The following is a 16,644-nucleotide window of genomic DNA, read 5'->3' as shown; positions in this document are numbered from 1 at the left end:
GGGTGGGGTTGAGAGCGGGCGTATCGCACACGGCGCTGGCGCGGATGTGGTCGGGGGCGAGATTGTGCCGGATGCCGGGGGGTGCTGGTGTATACTCATCGGTCGATGGCCCAAGCAGGCTGGGAGGCGGTGGAACCGGCTTCGTGGCGCAGGATTCCGCGGGTCGGGGACGTCATCGGCGGCAAGTACCGCGTCGAGCGGGTGCTCGGGCGCGGCGGCATGGGCCTCGTCGTCTCGGCGCACCACGTCTCCCTTCGCCACCGGGTCGCTCTGAAGTTCCTGCTCCCGGAGGGGCGCACCACCCCTGACGCCGTCGAGCGCTTCTTCCGGGAGGCGCAGGCCGCGGCGGCCATCACCAGCGAGCACACAGCGCGCGTCATCGATGTCGGCTCTCCCGACGAGGAGCTGCCGTACTTCGTGATGGAGTACCTGAATGGCATCGACCTCGAGGCGCTCCTGGAGACGCGGGGCCCGCTGCCCGTCGAGCAGGCGGTGAGCCACGTGATCGAGGCCTGCGACGCGCTCGCCGAGGCGCACGCGCTCGGGATCGTCCACCGCGACCTCAAGCCCGGCAACCTCTTCCTCGCGAGCCGCAAGGACGGATCGACCCTGATCAAGGTGCTCGATTTCGGCATCTCGAAGGCGTCCGACGCGGGCGTCTTCGGCGCGAACGCCAAGCTCACCGCGTCGTCCGTGGTGCTCGGCTCTCCCCGCTACATGTCGCCCGAGCACATCCGCAGCACCCGGACGGTGGACGCCCGCAGCGACATCTGGGCGCTCGGCATGACGCTCTACCAGCTCCTGACAGGGCGGCTGCCGTTCGAGACCGAGTCCGTGTCGGCGCTCTTCGTGAGCATCGTGACGGACCCTCCCGTCCCCCCGCGCGCGCACCGGCCCGAGATCCCGGTCGAGCTCGAGTGCGTCATCCTGATGTGCCTGGAGAAGGACCCGGCCCGCCGCCCCCAGACGGTCGCCGAGCTGGTCACGCTGCTCGAGCCGCTGGGGTCGGAGCCCGCGCGCCGGAAGGTGGCCCGCATCCTGCGCAGGGCCATGGGGAACGAGACCCTGGACGGGCTCCCGGCGCCGGACCGCCCGAGGGCCGTCGACGAGGAAGCCGAGACCCTGAGCGGACCGCGCGAGGCCGCGCCGGCGTCCCGGTGCATGGCGATCGAGCGGGCGAGCGAGCGGGCGAGCTGGCCCACGCCGTCGTCGCCGCCCACGCCCTCGTCGCCGCCCACGCAGCCGTCCCCGGCCGACGCTTCGCCGACGACGGCGCGGTCGCCGGAGTCGCCGCCGTGGCCGTCGCGGGCCTCGTTGCCGCCCGTGCAGGTGTCCGCTGCCGAGGCGCTGCCGGCGACGGCGTCCGCGGCCTCGACGCCGTCGACAAGGGCGTCCGCTGTCGAGGTGCTGCCGGCGACGGCAGCGCGCCCGGACGCGGCGCCGGCATCCTCGCCCGCGCCGCGCGAGAGCGGCCCCGCAGCGGACGCGCGCCGGCGGCCCGCGCGGCGGCGCGCTGTCGCGCCCGTGGTGGCGCTCGTCGCGATCCTCGGGGGCGCGGCGGCGCTCGCGTGGCTGGGGCGCGCGGCGGCGCCGGTCGCTGGCGCTCCGCCCGCCGGCGAGGCGGCCGCGCCGGCCCCGGACGGGCCTGCCGCGCCCGCGCGCGAGGATCCCGGGCCCTCGTTCTTCCCGCCGTCCGTGGCCGTCATGCCCCCCGCGGCCGCCGCGGCGAGCGGGTTCGCTGCGGCCGGCGCCGCGCTCGCCCCGCTGGGCTCCGCAAGGACGCCGCGGCCGCGCGCGGTGCTCGCGCCGTCGGCCCTGCCGGCGGTCAGCGTCGAGCCCGCGGCCAGCGTCGAGCCCGCGGCCAGCGGCGAGCCAGCGGCCAGCGGCGGACCGGCGCCGGCGAGATCGGCGCGCCTGCGTGAGCACCGCTAGAGTACCGATCAGCTTGAAACGCCCGGAAATGAAGAGATTTGAACCACAGAGGCACAGAGGACACAGAGGACCAACAAAAAAACTCTGTGCCCTCTGTGCCCTCTGTGCCTCTGTGGTTCGTTTTCTCGGGGTTTCAACCTTTTCGGTGTCCTGACGGCATGCGTCGAGCGCCCTCGAGTATGCGCGCAGGCCGGCCCCCGCGCGCTCGCCGGTGGAGGCTCGCCGCGCTCCCCCTCCTCGTGAGCGCGCTGCTCCACGCCCCCGCCGCCCGCGCCGACGGCGAGGGCCAGGCCGACGAGGCCGATCTCCACTTCGAGATGGGCCGCGATCTCTACAAGAAGGGGCAGTTCCACGCCGCCCTCGAGCACTTCCTCGCGTCCAACCGGCTCGTGCCGAACCGCAACGTGGTCTTCAACATCGCGCTCACGTACGAGGAGCTCGGCCGCTTCGCGGACGCGCACAGGTACTACGACGACGCGCTCGAGGGCGAGGCCGACGCGCAGGTCGTCGCCGAGGTCCAGGCCGCGCTCGCGCGCGTCGCCCCGCACGTGGCCGTCGTGCAGATCGTCACGTCGCCGCCGGGGGCCAGGATCTACGTCGATCGCAAGGACCTCGGCGTGCGCGGCATGGCGCCGCGCCGGCTCGCCCTCGCCGAGGGGCGCTACCGGATCCTCGTCGAGCTCGCGGGCTACGAGCCCGTGGCGGTGGACGCGCTCGACGTGAAGCTCGGGGAGGCCAAGGAGGTGCTCCTCGTGCTCCGGCGCATCGTCGGCACGGTGCGGGTGGGCGTGCGCGGCGCGAGCGAGGCCACCGTGCACGTCGACAGCGAGGGCGCGCCGCCCGCCTGCACGGCCCCCTGCGACCTCGACCTGCCGCCGGGCCGCCACGTGCTCTATTTCGCGCGCTCGGGCTACCAGGCGGCGCCGCAGCAGCTGAACGTCACCGCGCACGAGACGGTCCCGGTCACGGCGGCGCTCAGCCCGCTCACGGGCTCGATCCTCGTGCGCGCGGGCGAGCCCGACGCGCTCGTCGAGATCGACGGCCGGCCCATGGGCTTCACGCCGTCGGTGATCCAGGGCGTCCCCGTGGGCCGCCGCCGCGTCCGCGTCAGCCTGCGGGGCTTCGCCCCGGTCGAGCGGACGCTCGACGTGGCGGCCGGCCAGCAGGCGGCGCTGCTCGACCTCACGCTGGAGCCGCTCCGGGAGGTGTCGTCGGCCTCGCGCGTGCTCGAGCGCATGGAGGACGCGCCGGCCTCGGTCAGCGTCATCGACCAGCAGGAGCTGCGCGCCTTCGGGTACCCGACCATCGCCGAGGCGCTGCGCGGCACGCGCGGCGTCTACCTCTCGAACGACCACGTGGTCTACTCGGCCGGGATCCGCGGGCTCGGCGAGCCGCTCGACTACGGCAACCGGCTCCTCGTCCTCTCGGACGGCCACTCGACGAACGACAACGTCCTGAACGCCTCGTTCGTGGGCTCGGACGCGCGCGACGACCTCCACGACGTCGATCACATCGAGGTCGTCCGCGGCCCGGGCTCGCTGCTCTACGGCACGGGCGCCCTCTCCGGCATCGTCAACCTCGTCCCGCGCGGGCGGGACGAGCCCACCGGCGCGCACGTCACGGCCGGCACCTACTACGACAGCGTGGGCCACGCGCGCGCGGGGTTCCACTACAACGCCGGCAAGGAAGCGGGCGTGCGGGCGAGCGTCACCGCGGCCCGCTCCGACGGGTTCGATGTCCCTGTCGCGCTGCGGGAGCCCGGGGACGGCCCGCGCGTGCGGGTCGCCGAGCACACCGAGGCCTTCCGGGCCGGCGGCGCCCACGGGCGCGCCTGGTACGGGCCGCTCACGGCGCAGTGGATGTACCACACGCGCGAGCAGGTCGTTCCGACCGGCTACGTGGGCACGCAGCTGAACGACCCCCGGACGAGGTACGAGGACACGCACATGATGGCCGAGGTGCGGTTCGAGCCGCGGCTCGCGCCCGACCTCCAGCTGATGGTGCGCGGCCACGTGAACCGCTTCGTCTGGCACGGCCGCTACGCGTTCGACGAGCTGATCTCCGAGAACCAGTACGGCACCTGGCTCGGCGTCGAGGCGAGGGCCGCGTGGACGCCGCTCCGCTGGCTGAGGCTCACCGGGGGCGGCGAGGTCCAGACGCACCCCGAGGCGACGCTGCACAACGTCCGCGACGACCCTGCCGCCGTGATCCTGGACAAGCGCGCGAGCTACAGCTTCGCGGCCGGCTACCTCATCGCCGACGGCTCGCCCGCCTCGTGGCTGCGCCTGTCGGCCGGCGCGCGCGTGGACGCCTACAGCGAGTTCGAGCCGATCGTGGTCCCGCGCGCGGCGATCATCGTCCGGCCCGCGCCCGGGGGGGTCCTGAAGATCATGGGCGGGCGCGCCTTCCGCGCCCCGAGCATCTCCGAGCAGTACTACAAGGACGACGAGACGCAGGTGGCCGCCGTCGACCCCCAGCGGCGCCTCAGGCTCTCCCCGGAGTCGATCCTCTCGGGCGAGGTCGAGTACTCGCAGCGCCTCGGCGACGAGTGGGTCGCGCTCGGCGCGATCCACGCGAGCCGCGTCTCGGCCATCATCTCCTTCGTGGAGGACAGCCCCGGGGTGGTGCGGTACGAGAACAGCAGGTCGGCGGCGACCGTGGCCGGGGGCGACCTCGAGCTGCGCCGCGAGTGGCGGCAGGGCTGGATGCTGTCGGCGAACTACGGCTACCAGCGCGCACAGCGCGCCGGCGGCGAGCGGCTCATCAACGTCCCGGAGCACCTCGCGTCGTTCCGCGGCGTGATCCCGGTGGTGGACAGGCTCCTCTCTGCCGGCTTGCGGCTCAACCTGGAGGCCCCGCGGCAGATCCCTCGCGGCGGGGGCGACGCGACGGGGACGGCGATCGTCGCGGATCTCACGATCTCCGGGGAGAGCCGCCGCTTCCATACCCGCTACGTGTTCGGCCTCTACAACGCGATCGACGCGCGTTACGACTACCCGGTCGCCGAGACCTACCGCTCGTCCACGAGCCGCCAGAACGGCCGGACCTTCCTCGGCGAGATCACGGTCAGCTATCCGTAGCCGGATATCCGTAGCCGGACTCCCTCACGGCGCGGCGGCGCGGCGGCGCGGCGGCGCGGCGGGCCGCACCTCGAGCCCGCGGCCCCGGAGCAGCGAGAGCAGCGCGCGCCGCCGCTCGCAGCGGCGCGCGCTTCGCCGCACCACCGAGCTCGCGGCTGAGCTCATCAGGCTGCTTGCCGGGCGGCTGCCGCACCGGCGCCTCCTCGTCGTCGGCGATGCGGCCTGTGCCACGTGCTGGTCAGCACCGACGTGACGATCGCGCCCGAGGACATCATCGAGCACCACGCCAAGCGCTGGTCGATCGAGACCACCTTCCAGGAGGCCCAAGGCAAGCTCGGCTCGTGCCCAAGTCGAGACTAGCGCCCCGCCACCGTCATCCGCGACACGTGCAGCGACGGGCACATGTTGGCCGCGCGGCGGTCGATATCGCTGCCGACGCCGCCGATCCGCTGCAGCAGCTCGTCGAAGTTGGCCGACACGGTGATCTCACTCACTGGAAGCGTCAGCTCGCCATTTTCGATGAGAAAGCCGCTGGCTCCGCGCGAGAAGTCGCCGGTCACCGGGTTGAAGCCGAGCCCCTTCATGTCGGTGACGTAGAGGCCGCGGACCACGTCGCGGCGCAGCGCTTCGGGGGATTGCGAGCCAGGCAGCAGGATGAAGTTCGAACTCATCACCTTGGGCGCCCCGCCGACCGCGCGGCTCGCGCTCGCGGTGCTGCGCCGGCCGAGCTTGCGCGCCGCGTACGTGTCGCAGAGGAAGGTCCGCAGCACCCCGTGCTCGACCACCACGTTGCGCCGCGACGGCAGCCCGTCCCCATCGAAGGCGTGCGAGCCGGGGCCGCCCTCGATCAGGGGATCATCGACGATGTTGATCAGCGGCGAGGCGATGAGCGTGTTTTCGCGCTCGCACAAGTAGCTCTGCTTGCGGTAGATGGCCCCGCCGGAGATGACCGAAAACAGCGCCCCAATCAGGCCGCGCGCGGCTTCCGGGTCGAAGATCACCGGCATCTCGGCGGTGGCGATCTTCACCGGGCCGAGCTTGCGCACGGCGCGCCGCGCCGCCTCGCGGCCGACCTCCTCCGCGGGGAGCATGCGGCTGACGAAGCGGTCTGCCGTCCAGTAGTGGCCGTTGCGCTTCTTGCCGCCCTCGTCATCGCAGATGGCCTCGACGTTCAGCGACTGGTTGGTGCCGCGGCTGGCGCCGGCGAAACCAAGGCCGTTCCGGTCGACGCAGGCATAGGCATAGGCCCCGGCCGAGCGGCTGTAGGTGGCCCCCTCGGAGTTGGTGATCTTGTCGGAATAGGTGAGGGCCGCCGCCTCGGCGCGGCAGGCCCGGTCCAGCGCGTCGGCGGCGGTGACGAGCAGGGCGTCATCGTCCCACAGGTACAGCTCGGGCAGCGGATCGCGGGCCAGCTCGTCGCGGTCGGGCAGGGTATTCAGCTCGTCGGGCTCGCTCAGCCGGCACATGGCCACCGAGTCGGCGATGAAGTCGCGGAGCGCCGCCGCCGAGAAGTCCGAGGTGTACGTCAGCCCGGCGCGGCGGCTCGTGAAGAGGCGCAGCCCCAGGCGCTTGTTGCCAGCCTCGTGGATCAACTCGGGCTTGCCGTTGCGGACCTTGACCTTCAGCTCGACGCGGTTCTGGGCGATGACCTCGGCGGCGTCGGCGCCGGCGGCGATCGCCTGGGCAGCTACTTCTTGCACGAGCTGCTTCAGGGCTTCACGTTTGTCGTTCATGAGGCGTGTCCCATCAAAGGCATGAGGAAGGTTCGTCAGGTCTTGGTGCCGCCAACGGTGATCGCGGCGAGCTTCACGGTCGGGGTGCCAACGCCGACAGGCAAGTTCTGCCCGCGCTTGCCGCAGTTCCAGATGCCATCCGAGAGCTGGAAGTCGTTCCCCAGCATGGTCACCCGGGTCAGGACGTCCGGCCCGTTGCCGATGAGGTTCACCCCCTTGAGCGGAGCCGTGAGCCGGCCATCCTCGATGAGGTAGCTCTCCGATAGGGAGAAGACGAAGTCGCCGGGGCCGATATCCACCTGGCCGCCGGAGAAGCGCTTGGCATAAATGCCGCGCTTCACCGAGCGCAGGATCTCGTCCGGGTCGTGGGGCCCCGGCTGCAGGTAGGTGTTGGTCATGCGCGGCATCGGAGCGTGGCTGAACGACTCGCGCCGCCCGTTGCCCGACGGTTGCTGGCCGAGCTGCCGCGCCGAGAGCCAGTCCTGCATGTACCCGCGCAGCAGCCCGCCCTCGATCAGGACATTCACCTGACCGGGGTAGCCCTCGTCATCGACATTGATGGCGCCGCGGCTGTGGCCGATGGTCCCGTCGTCCACCACGGTGCACAGCTCGGAGGCCACGCGCTGCCCCATCCGCCCCGAGTAGTTCGACGTCTGCTTGCGGATGAAGTCTGCCTCCAGGCCGTGCCCCACCGCCTCGTGGAGCAGGATGCCCGAGTCTCCGGGCGCGAGCACGACCTGCATCTCGCCGGCCGGCACCTCGCGCGCATCCAGCATCGCCATCGCCGAGCGGGCCGCCTCGGTGGCGTGGAACTCCGGCGGCTTCCGAGCGAAATACTCCATGCCGAACCGCCCGCCGCCGCCGCTCGATCCGGTCTTCTTCTTCCTCCGGGGGACGTCCTCGGCCACCACGCTCACGGCGAAGCGCAGGAGCGGCTTGATATCGTGACACATGCGCCCGTCCGCGGTGAAGAGCAGCACGTGGCGCAGCTCCTCGGCCAAGCTGCACTGGACCTTGACGATGCGGCTGTCGTACGCCCGCGCGCACCGGTCGGCGCGGTGCAGGAGGTCCAGCTTGGCCTCGGGCAGGCCCTCGATGCTGGGCTCCGCGACAGGGTAGAAGGAGGGCACCGGGACCTGGCGGATCGACTGGGGGGGTGGGCTCGCCGTGCTCGCCGCGATCTGCCCTGCGGTGCGGGCGGCCTCGGCCATCGCCTCCTCGGTCAGCTCCTCGCAGTACGCGTAGCCCGTGGCGTGCTCGTACAGCACGCGCACGCCCAGGCCCAGGCTGATGCCGCGGCCGACCGCCTTCAGCTTTCCTTCCTCGTACACGTAGTGGGACGCGACCCGGTATTCGAAGTAGAGATCGGCGTAGTCTCCGCCGCGGGACAGGGCCACGCCGAGCAGGCGCCTGGCGATCTCGCCATCGATGGGGGTGGCGCCCTCGGGCGAAAAGGGGGCGATTAGCTTTGTCATGGTTTCAGCGCTTCAGGTTCGCAGCGGCCTCCGGGACTACTGTATACGCGCCGGAGCGCCCTCTGTCTTTGCACCCTGCTCTCTCCACACATATTCCCTGAACATGATCTCAGAGAGCAAGGCAATCGAGAACGCAGCCCAGAAACCCGCCCCATACCACATGAAGAAGGTCACGGCCATCCACTGCCCAGTGTACATCGGATGGGCGATCCGTCGATAGGGGCCATGCTCGATGAGCTTCGACGGAAGCGGCGCTGGCCCGATCTTGGCCCCCTGCGGGTTGAGCTTGGCTGCCCATACGGCGATGCCTAGACCCAGAAATCCCGGAATCAATAGTAATTGTTTCTCTCCGGGCGCCTCATGTGCACCAGTGAGCCAGCAAACCAAGACAACCATCGACAGGGTCGCTAGCACTCTGAAGATCGTCAGCATAGTTCGATTCATTGGCTACCTCTCTCGCCGAATATCATGACTTGTTATCGCGGCTCCAATGGCATCTCTCATCGTCAGATCGGGCACGGCGCGGCCGGCGGGTGCATCGGAGCTCCGCCGCCGGGCTCGAGGTCGCGCCGCGCCTCCACGGCGCGGATGAACTTCGCCTCGTCGTCGACGGTGATGCCGATGCATGTAACCTTCCGACTTCGACGGAACATCCCCTCGGCCTCCACAGGTCTGCGCAGACGAATGAGCAGCTCAGGTGCCCCCATCGCGGTGCACCGGACATAGCCCGAACGCCGATCTGGCTCGCCTGAGGCCGGGAGACGCTCGATGGCCTCCACGTCCTTCAGCGAGACCCGGACCTCCGCCCGCAGGCCGACCCGGACGAGCAGCATGCCGCGAACGACGAGAACTCGGCGCAGGCGCAGCGCCTGATAGTCGCCGAACAACCAGACGATCCCGTAGACGCTCAGCGCCAAGAGCACATTGGACGCGACCGCGCTCGTGTCGTGGAGGATCAGGTGAACGGCCGCGAGCTCCCCGAGCGCGAGCAAGAGGAGCACGCCGAGGACCGCGCCGTAGCCGCTCTTGCGGTGAACGGTGAACGCCTCGCCGGAAGCGGGAGCGGAGGGCGCGAGCCAAAAGAAAAAGAACGCACAGGCGAGGAGCGAGAGCTCGCGAGCCAGCAAGTCTGCAGCGGTCGTGCTCCGAAGGGAGCTCCTGAGCCCCTCGCGGAGCCGATCGAAGACATCGTCGGAGGTGCTCTCGTGCTCGCCCTCGAACGCGACGCCGAAACCCGAGAGCGCACGCTGGAAAGCGGGCCAGTCATCGACGGAGATACCGAGACTCTGACCCTGCCTGGTCGTCCCATAAGGCCCCTCGAGCCGCGTCGGCTCCTTGAGCTCGACGAGCATCCGTGGCCGTCCGAAGAGCACCAGGTTGACGTAACCAGGTGTGCCACGCGGGGGCGCCGCGCTCAGACAGCGCACCGCGGCGATACTGGAGAGCGGGATGCGCGCGCTCCGTCGCAGACCCGCCCTGACCCGAAGCGCGTCGCGGTCGAGGAGCATGGGGCGGACCGCTGTCGCCCGGTGATCGGCCACGATCCACAGCATCGCGTAGAGGCCGGCCACCATGAGGGCCCACTTGACAGGAGGGTAGAAGCCGGAGAGCAGGACGTGGACGATCGTCGTCTCGATGGCGATCACCATCAAGAGCACCGGGAGCGCCACACCATAGCCGGCCTCCCGTCGATAGGGGTGGAGCGTCTGCCCGGGCGCGGCGACCGGGCGCGCGCGCCAGGAGAACAGCGCATGGTAGAGCAGCGACACCTCGGTGGCGACGATGTCGGAGAGGCGACTATTGCCCGCGGCGGCGCGCACGGCTGCGAGGGTCCGCTCGTGAAAATCGCCATCGGCGCCCGCGGTCCGGAAGCTCCGCCTCGCGCGGAGCACCACGTAGACGACCCAGCCCGCGACGAGGATCTCGAGAGGGACCGAAAGCGCCGCTGCCAGCCGCAGGTAAGGGAGGACGACGGCTGGTCGAACGAGGAAGGCACCGAGCGCCGTGAGGAGCACCGAACCCATGAAGATCGGGATCACCGAAAGCACGGGCCACCGCCGGTACACGAGCAGGAGACAGAGAACCAGGACGACCGAGGTGACCCCGAGCAGCGCCGTGAGGATGCCCCCGTCTGGCCCTGAGAGGAGCTCCCCTAGCCCGGCCTCCGCGCTCGGCAAGGCGCGTTCAACAGGCATCGCTCACCTCTAGGTCGAGAGGGGCGCCGAGCCCGAGCATCGGCGCCCATCCCCCACGGCGGGGAGCTCGCGCTCAGAGCGTTGCCGCGATCCGCTTGACATCGTGGAGCAATTGAATTGCATCGTTCCGCTTCGCGTCGGGCGCGCGCTCCTGAAGGTACTGGTGCAGATCGGCGAGCTCTCGCTCGGGCATCCGACCGGCCGCGAGCTTCAGCATCATAGGGTAGCTGCGCTCGGGGAAGTACACGTCCTTGATGAGCTTGATCAATGTGCTCTCACTCTCCGCGCTGATGACGCCTTCCTTGACAGCGCTCTCGAGCGCGACTCGGATATTGACCATCGGCACGGAGTAGGCGCGCCCATCGTCCCCGTCGAAGACCATCGCGACCTCGTCGTCGGCATCGATCTCGCCGGTCTTGTACATCTCGTAGATCCTCCCCACCCCGATCATGCCGAAGGGGTAGAGCTCCGCGGCGCGCAGCGCCCCCATGCTGGAGGAGCCGAGCATGACGACCCCCGCCTCGATCGCGGGGAGCATCTCCTTCGGGGAGATGGCGAAGCTCTGGAAGAACTTACCGTCAATGACACCGACGATCTTGGGAGGCGACTGCATCAGCGCGTCGATGTCGCCGCGCCGGATGGGGGGGCGATAATCGGCGTCTAGGATCTGCCGCGCGTCATGGACAGCAAGGCTGGGACCGACATAAATGACGATCTGATCAGTGGATACCGGCATGGAAGTTTACCTCTTGCGCAGGCTCGATGCGCGGTGTGCGTTCCAGTGCTTCGCGCCTCGCTTTCCGACGCGACCGTGATCGGCGGCCCAGGATTCGAGGCCTGGCACGATCACGCGCGTCACGGGGATGCCGATCTCGGGGTTGGTCACGTCGACCTCGATGGCCAGGTTGAGATCGCATGCACGAAGGCCGTCGAGCATCGCTTTGATGTCGTCCAGGGTGTCCTCGGTCTGGAGCGAGGGGATATCTGCGAACGACCTCTTGTTGCTCGTCTCCATGTGGAGCCAGTTCTTCCGGTTGATGCGCGACACCCGCTTGGCGTGCGACATGTATTTCGATGTCTTCTCCTCGGCGCTGGTCATGTCCTCGCGGACCCCCTGGATGTCGACGACCCGGCTCTGCGCGGCCTCGGTCAGCGCGCGCAGCGCGGCGACCCGGCGATCCTGGTGCGCCCCTACGCCGATATGGGCGCGCGGAAAATCCGGCGAGACCTCCTCCGAGACCGTGACCACCATGGTCGGGACACCGATGTCCGAGGTGATATCCCTCAAGGTCGGCGGCAACCCAGCGGCGACGTACATGTCACAAACCTGCCGCACCTCACCGTCGAGGGTGCTCGGATCGATGACTGGATAGCGATCGCCGTCATCCGAGAAGGGTTGCTCGTCCTTGCCCCCCCACTCGAGGCGGGGGAGCCCAGCTTTCGCTCGCTCCGCCTCGAACCGAGCGCGCGGCAACCAGTGTGCCAATATGGTGGCGATCGTCCATGCGTCACGCTCGATGACCTCGCAGAGCGCCTGTGCGATCGCCTCCTCGTAGGTGTTGCCGGACGCGAGCCCGTTCGTCGTACAGATCAAGTAGGCTCGGACGGCCTGGTCAGCGGCGTGGATGCTGTTGTAGCCTGCGAGATCCGCCGGCACGAGGATCTCTTCCCCCGTGAACAGATCGTGCCCCTCGGTCCAGAGGATCTCCTTGTCCTTCGTATACGTCGGGTGCATGACGATCCCGGCCGCCTCCGGGTCGAGCGCCCGACGCTGCTTCGAGATGGAGTTGTACGAGGTGCGAATGAACGGCCGCTCGAAGGTGAGGCCCGCGTGACGCTCGAACGCCTCCATGATAGCGCCCACCTTGGCGCCGATGTGCGTCGCGCCCTTGCCGTTGTACACGGACAGCATGTCCCGGGATTTGGGGACGACCGAGCTCCAGACAGGGATACCGAGGCGGTCCAACCCGGTGATGTCTGAAATCCTCGTTATACCGACGGCCCTCATGAGCGGCTGCACTCGCGCCAGCGTCTCCTCGGGCATGACTATTCTGTGGAATCCTGGTCGTTTTGGTGAACTCTTTAGTCGCATTTCATTCCCCATCTGACGTGGCGGACGCAGCGGACGATGCTCCCGCTCGGAGGCGGCCCGATGGCCCGACGTCATCGAGCGGAGCATACACGCCGGCCGAACGAGGGTTGAGGTAAGGGCGCGAGGAATCGATGCCAGTGGCATCAAGCTCCCGCAGGATGTACAGGAGGCGGATCGAGGCGTCCTCGACCCCATCGCGAAACGCGCGCACGAGCCCCCGCGCGACGATGACGCAACGGTGCTGACCGAAGCTGGTTCGTACCGGCCCCTCCGAGGGTGGCTCTTCCGCGACGCCCACGCCGGAGGCGATAGGACACGCGAACGCCGGGACCCGTTCACCCAGATCAGGGCGCAGCGCGTCCACGACGTCCTTGAGCATCCCGCGCGCGCGCGGGTACTCGTCGCGCAGCATGAAAGCGACAGCCGCGTCCGGGCGCGTGTATGCAAGGGGATTGTTGAGCACCTTCACGGAGAACTTCGTCAGGGCGGCGCCCATTCCGCCCGTGAGCGCCGCGATGAGCGCGGGCGCCCCCTGGGGGCGCACATCGAAATAGATCCGCAGGAGCTCCCGCTGGAGCTCGTGCGTGGCTGGCCCGCCGTCGCCCACCGCCATGTAGTATCCTGGGTAGGCATAGGGGCGGTCATTTGGGAAGCGGAGCGTGACCTCGTCGCCTGGGCCAAGGCGCGTTGGCTGCTCAACGATGTCTCCCTCGCGCGCCAGGAGCGAGATGCGGTTCTTTTCCACGACGACCGCGCCACGTTCTGTCCCGCGCACGCGCCAGCCGGGATCGGCATACCCCTTCCCTCGGTTCGCCGTCCGGAGCGATGCGCCAAACTCCGCGTCCTCGCGCAGCACGATAGGGCTCGGCGTGAGGCCCTTGCGCCGCGCGTTCCTTGTCTCGCTCGGATCTCCGAGATAGTAATACGCGTAAATGAAATTCGATAAGCCCTGCAGGACCGCCGGCCAGGACGGCGAAGCGGGAGGTGGGAGCAGCTCATGGCTCAGGTCGAGAGCGGGGAGCACCGTCGCGTCGGGGACGTGAGCATAATCGCTCTCGCTCGTCACCGACACCTCCGCCGCGATACGGCGGAGGACCTGGTGGTAAGGGCTCGCATCGCAAAGTGCCATCATGAGAGCTGTCCTATGACGATGGCCTTCGACTTCTCGGGGGTACCGATCAGCGCGCGGCCCACCTGCAGGCAATAGGAGGCGCTGCTCGGCAGCATGCCCATGACCTCGAGGGTCGCGATCGCTCGGTAGAGCAGGAACAACCCTGCGAACTGGACGATCTTGGTCAGGCATCCGTTCGGCCCTTCCAGCGCCCGTCCTGAAGCCGCCGCGTAACAGGACACGAATGCGCTCGACGCGCGGCGGACCTCCGCAAAGGGGACGGCGGCGTTGCGCACCCACGATGCGAAATCCTTCTCCTTGCTCGGCTGAATGGAGGCGACCCAGTGATACAAGAACTGTCCGACCAGACAGCCAACATCCCAGAGCGGATCGCCCCAACCACCGAGCTCCCAGTCGATGAACGTCAGCTTCGGCGCTTGCGCGGAGCGGGCGTCGACCATGATATTGTCGTCCTTGAAATCGCCGTGAATGAGGCACTCCGGGTGCCAGGCGTCGCGCAGCGACCGCAGCGGCCCGTTGATCTCCTGCGCCGCGGCGAGGAACCCCGGAAAGCCTATCCCGACGGCGTGCGCGAAATTCGTGGGTGAGAGCCCCCCATAGGTCGGGGTGGGGTTCTCCACGTGCTTGGGGCACGCCCCCTCTGCGGCGAGGCCCGAAGCCTTCGAGGTCGCATGCAGCCTCGACAGCCCCTCGGCCACCATGCGCACGAGGCTACCGTCCTCCGGAGGGCGCGCCATGCAGAGCTCTCGCATCGAGCGTTGGTGGGTGAGACCCGCCGTCACGGTCACGTTCGACGCCTCGTCATGGTGCAGGAGCGACGGCAGCAGATCACGCACGCCGCGCAGATCTTCGCGCCCCGAGATCAGCGTGAGCAGCATCCCCTCGCGCCGGTGGGGCATCGGTCTTTTCACGAACAGCGCCGAGCCGTCGTCGAGCTCCACCAAGGCGGCCATCGCGCGGTGGGACATCGGAGATATTTTCGTGATCCTGTGCGCGCCGAGGAGCCCTCGCGAGTCGAGCCAGCACGCGAGCTCTGTCTCACTCCAGAAGGGGAGCCCGCCCTGAAGCCCATGACCGGGTTGCTCGCTCATCCATCCGTCCTAGTCACGCGTGAGAGCACAGCGCCGTCACAGCGCCGAGCGCTATGACGGCGCCATATCACCTTCGACTATCGATCAGAGGAACGTCGCCGCGAGGAGAGCGACGAGCGACCCCTGAGCCTCAGGGCTGAAGTTGTTGTTCATGTAGCTCTCGAGCGCCTCCGGGGAGACGTCCTCCCCGAACAGATCGATCTCTTGGCCCACGGAACAGCTCTGCTCTTGCTCGTTATCAATCATGTAGTCCCCTTGCCGGTATCGTTAAAAAAGAATCTCACCGGCATGCCAAGGCCAGCAGGTCCTGGAAAGGATGTCAAGACGCAGTCGTGCTCATAGGCCGCGAGCTATTCGTCCTGGGCGGATGCCATCGCCGCCGGTCCTTCCGACGTCTACTATGGACGGCGCCCCGTCGTGGGTCGATTGCCGCGGGGATGGGGAGGGGACGTCCGGAGGAATGGTCACCGCGCTCCGCTGGCGGAAAGAAGTTTACAGCGAAGGGCGATGGGGCACTGCCGAGGGCCGTCCGGTCGGGGTACCGACTAGCTGCTCCACGCGCCGCGCCGATCGTGGTATGGGGTCGCTCGCCGTGACAGATCAGCTCAGCGCCGATCGAGCTTCTCGTCGCATCGTGGGGAAGCTCGAGCAGGAGTTGAAGGACGCCATCCTCATGGTCACCCGCGACCGGAAGGCGGCCGAGCGGGCAATGGTGCTCCGTCCACTCGACAAGGAGAGCCGCCTATGAACCTGGTCTCCATCGCAGCACGCAATGCGTTGCGTAACCGATTTCGAACCCTGCTCACCATCCTCGGCACCGCGGTGGCCGTGCTCGCGTTCGTGCTCCTGCGCACGGTCCTCACCGCGTGGAATGTCGCGATCGAGCACGCAGCCAAGGACCGGATCGCGACGCGACATACGGTGTCGTTGCTCATGAGCCTCCCGAAGCGCTACGCCGAGCTGGTGAAGGAGGTGCCCGGCATTCCCTCGGTCAGCTACGCGACGTTGTTCGCCGGCAAGGATCCGCGCGACCCGAACAACGTATTCGCCTCCATGGCGGTCGACTCGAGCACCTTCTTCGAGCTGTACGACGAGATGGTCGTCACGCCGGTCGACATGGCGCGCTGGCGGTCCGATCGCACCGGGGCGATCCTCGGCGATGTGCTCGCGAGGAAGCTCGGCGTCAACGTCGGCGACAGGATCAACCTGGTCGGCACCATCTATCCCGGGGACTGGCAGTTCACCGTCTCGGGCATCTACCAGGCCACGCGCAAGTCGATCGACCGCTCCCAGTTCATCTTCCACTGGGACTACCTGAACGACTCTCTCCCGGACCTGCAGCGAGAGCAGATCGGCTGGGTGATGGCGAGGATCGATGACCCCGAGCGGAGCGCGGAGATCTGTGCCGCCGTCGACAGGCTCTTCGCGGACAAGGACATCCAGACCGTGACCACGAGCGAGCGAGCGTTCAACCTGTCCTTCATGGCGATGCTCTCCGCGATCCTCACCGGGCTCAAGGCCGCCTCCGTTCTCATCCTGGTCACCATGCTGATGATACTCGGCAACACCATCGCGATGGGCGTCCGCGAGCGGACACGGGAATACGGGGTGCTTCGCGCGCTCGGTTTTCAGCCGCGACACATCTGGACCTTCATCCTCGGCGAGGCGCTCACGATGGGGGTGCTCGCGGGGATCCTGGGCCTCGCCGTGTCCTACCCCGTCGTCGAGATCGGGATGGGCCGCTGGCTGGAGGAGAACATGGGCGCGATGTTCCCCTACTTCCGCATCGATCCGACCACGATGGTCGCGGCGGTGCTCCTCGCGTCCGCGCTCTCCGTGACCGCGGCGCTCATCCCCGCCTACCGAGCCTCGAAGTTTTCGGTGGCTGATTCGCTCCGTCGCGTGACCTGACGT

Annotated in this window: 15 protein-coding genes; 5 read left to right on the top strand and 10 right to left on the bottom strand. The window is 68.7% G+C overall.

What is annotated here, in order from left to right; all coding sequences use genetic code 11:
• Positions 1-129 precede the first annotated feature (129 nt).
• Together WME89_RS13565 and WME89_RS13560 are read left to right on the top strand one after the other, a co-directional pair.
• Positions 130-1,932, top strand: a complete 1,803-nt coding sequence (locus tag WME89_RS13565) for a protein kinase domain-containing protein (protein ID WP_438009599.1) — start codon at positions 130-132, stop codon at positions 1,930-1,932.
• A 179-nt stretch (positions 1,933-2,111) separates the two neighbouring features.
• A complete protein-coding gene (locus WME89_RS13560) occupies positions 2,112-5,012 on the top strand; it encodes a TonB-dependent receptor domain-containing protein (RefSeq protein WP_438009598.1) in 2,901 nt (966 codons plus the stop codon).
• A gap of 24 nt (positions 5,013-5,036) precedes the next feature.
• Here WME89_RS13560 and WME89_RS13555 read toward each other — a convergent pair whose 3' ends face one another.
• Positions 5,037-5,177: a hypothetical protein gene (locus WME89_RS13555; RefSeq protein WP_438009597.1), complete on the bottom strand. Its 141-nt coding sequence runs from the start codon at positions 5,175-5,177 to the stop codon at positions 5,037-5,039.
• 66 nt (positions 5,178-5,243) lie between these two features.
• Here WME89_RS13555 and WME89_RS13550 point away from each other — a divergent pair, with 66 nt between their 5' ends.
• Positions 5,244-5,372: a hypothetical protein gene (locus WME89_RS13550; protein ID WP_438009596.1), complete on the top strand. Its 129-nt coding sequence runs from the start codon at positions 5,244-5,246 to the stop codon at positions 5,370-5,372.
• On the opposite strand, the gene WME89_RS13545 is transcribed toward WME89_RS13550, so the two are convergent.
• From WME89_RS13545 to WME89_RS13505, 9 genes are all read right to left on the bottom strand, one after another.
• Complete coding sequence (locus tag WME89_RS13545) at positions 5,369-6,745, bottom strand: TldD/PmbA family protein (protein ID WP_438009595.1); 1,377 nt, start codon at positions 6,743-6,745, stop codon at positions 5,369-5,371. The genes WME89_RS13550 and WME89_RS13545 overlap by 4 nt on opposite strands.
• A 35-nt stretch (positions 6,746-6,780) precedes the next feature.
• The gene (locus WME89_RS13540) at positions 6,781-8,220 is read right to left on the bottom strand and encodes a TldD/PmbA family protein (RefSeq protein ID WP_438009594.1); all 1,440 of its coding nucleotides are present in this window, start codon (positions 8,218-8,220) and stop codon (positions 6,781-6,783) included.
• Positions 8,221-8,256: 36 nt separating this feature from the next.
• Positions 8,257-8,652, bottom strand: coding sequence for a hypothetical protein (locus tag WME89_RS13535; protein ID WP_438009593.1), 396 nt, complete (start codon positions 8,650-8,652; stop codon positions 8,257-8,259).
• Between the two features lie 74 nt (positions 8,653-8,726).
• The gene (locus tag WME89_RS13530; protein ID WP_438009592.1) at positions 8,727-10,415 is read right to left on the bottom strand and encodes a hypothetical protein; all 1,689 of its coding nucleotides are present in this window, start codon (positions 10,413-10,415) and stop codon (positions 8,727-8,729) included.
• A gap of 73 nt (positions 10,416-10,488) precedes the next feature.
• Positions 10,489-11,151 (bottom strand): TfuA-related McrA-glycine thioamidation protein, encoded by a 663-nt coding sequence (locus WME89_RS13525; protein WP_438009591.1) that lies wholly within the window; start codon positions 11,149-11,151, stop codon positions 10,489-10,491.
• Positions 11,152-11,157: 6 nt separating this feature from the next.
• Positions 11,158-12,459, bottom strand: coding sequence for a YcaO-like family protein (locus tag WME89_RS13520; RefSeq protein ID WP_438009590.1), 1,302 nt, complete (start codon positions 12,457-12,459; stop codon positions 11,158-11,160).
• 49 nt (positions 12,460-12,508) lie between these two features.
• Positions 12,509-13,639, bottom strand: a complete 1,131-nt coding sequence (locus WME89_RS13515) for a T3SS effector HopA1 family protein (RefSeq protein WP_438009589.1) — start codon at positions 13,637-13,639, stop codon at positions 12,509-12,511.
• Positions 13,636-14,730 (bottom strand): phosphotransferase family protein, encoded by a 1,095-nt coding sequence (locus WME89_RS13510; protein WP_438009588.1) that lies wholly within the window; start codon positions 14,728-14,730, stop codon positions 13,636-13,638. Before WME89_RS13510 ends, WME89_RS13515 begins: the two co-directional genes overlap by 4 nt.
• 84 nt (positions 14,731-14,814) lie before the next feature.
• Entirely contained in the window at positions 14,815-14,943 is a 129-nt protein-coding gene (locus WME89_RS13505; protein WP_438009587.1) for a hypothetical protein, read from the bottom strand.
• A 364-nt stretch (positions 14,944-15,307) separates the two neighbouring features.
• On the opposite strand from WME89_RS13505, the gene WME89_RS13500 reads away from it, so the two are divergent.
• On the top strand, positions 15,308-15,478 hold the full coding sequence (locus tag WME89_RS13500) for a hypothetical protein (protein ID WP_438009586.1): 171 nt from the start codon (positions 15,308-15,310) through the stop codon (positions 15,476-15,478).
• A complete protein-coding gene (locus WME89_RS13495; RefSeq protein WP_438009585.1) occupies positions 15,475-16,641 on the top strand; it encodes an ABC transporter permease in 1,167 nt (388 codons plus the stop codon). The genes WME89_RS13500 and WME89_RS13495 overlap by 4 nt, the downstream gene beginning before the upstream one ends.
• The last annotated feature ends 3 nt before the right edge of the window (positions 16,642-16,644 follow it).

Source organism: Sorangium sp. So ce321 (assembly GCF_051530195.1).
Classification (GTDB): Bacteria; Myxococcota_A; Polyangia; order Polyangiales; family Polyangiaceae; genus Sorangium.
This window is presented reverse-complemented; position numbering and strand designations above follow the sequence as displayed.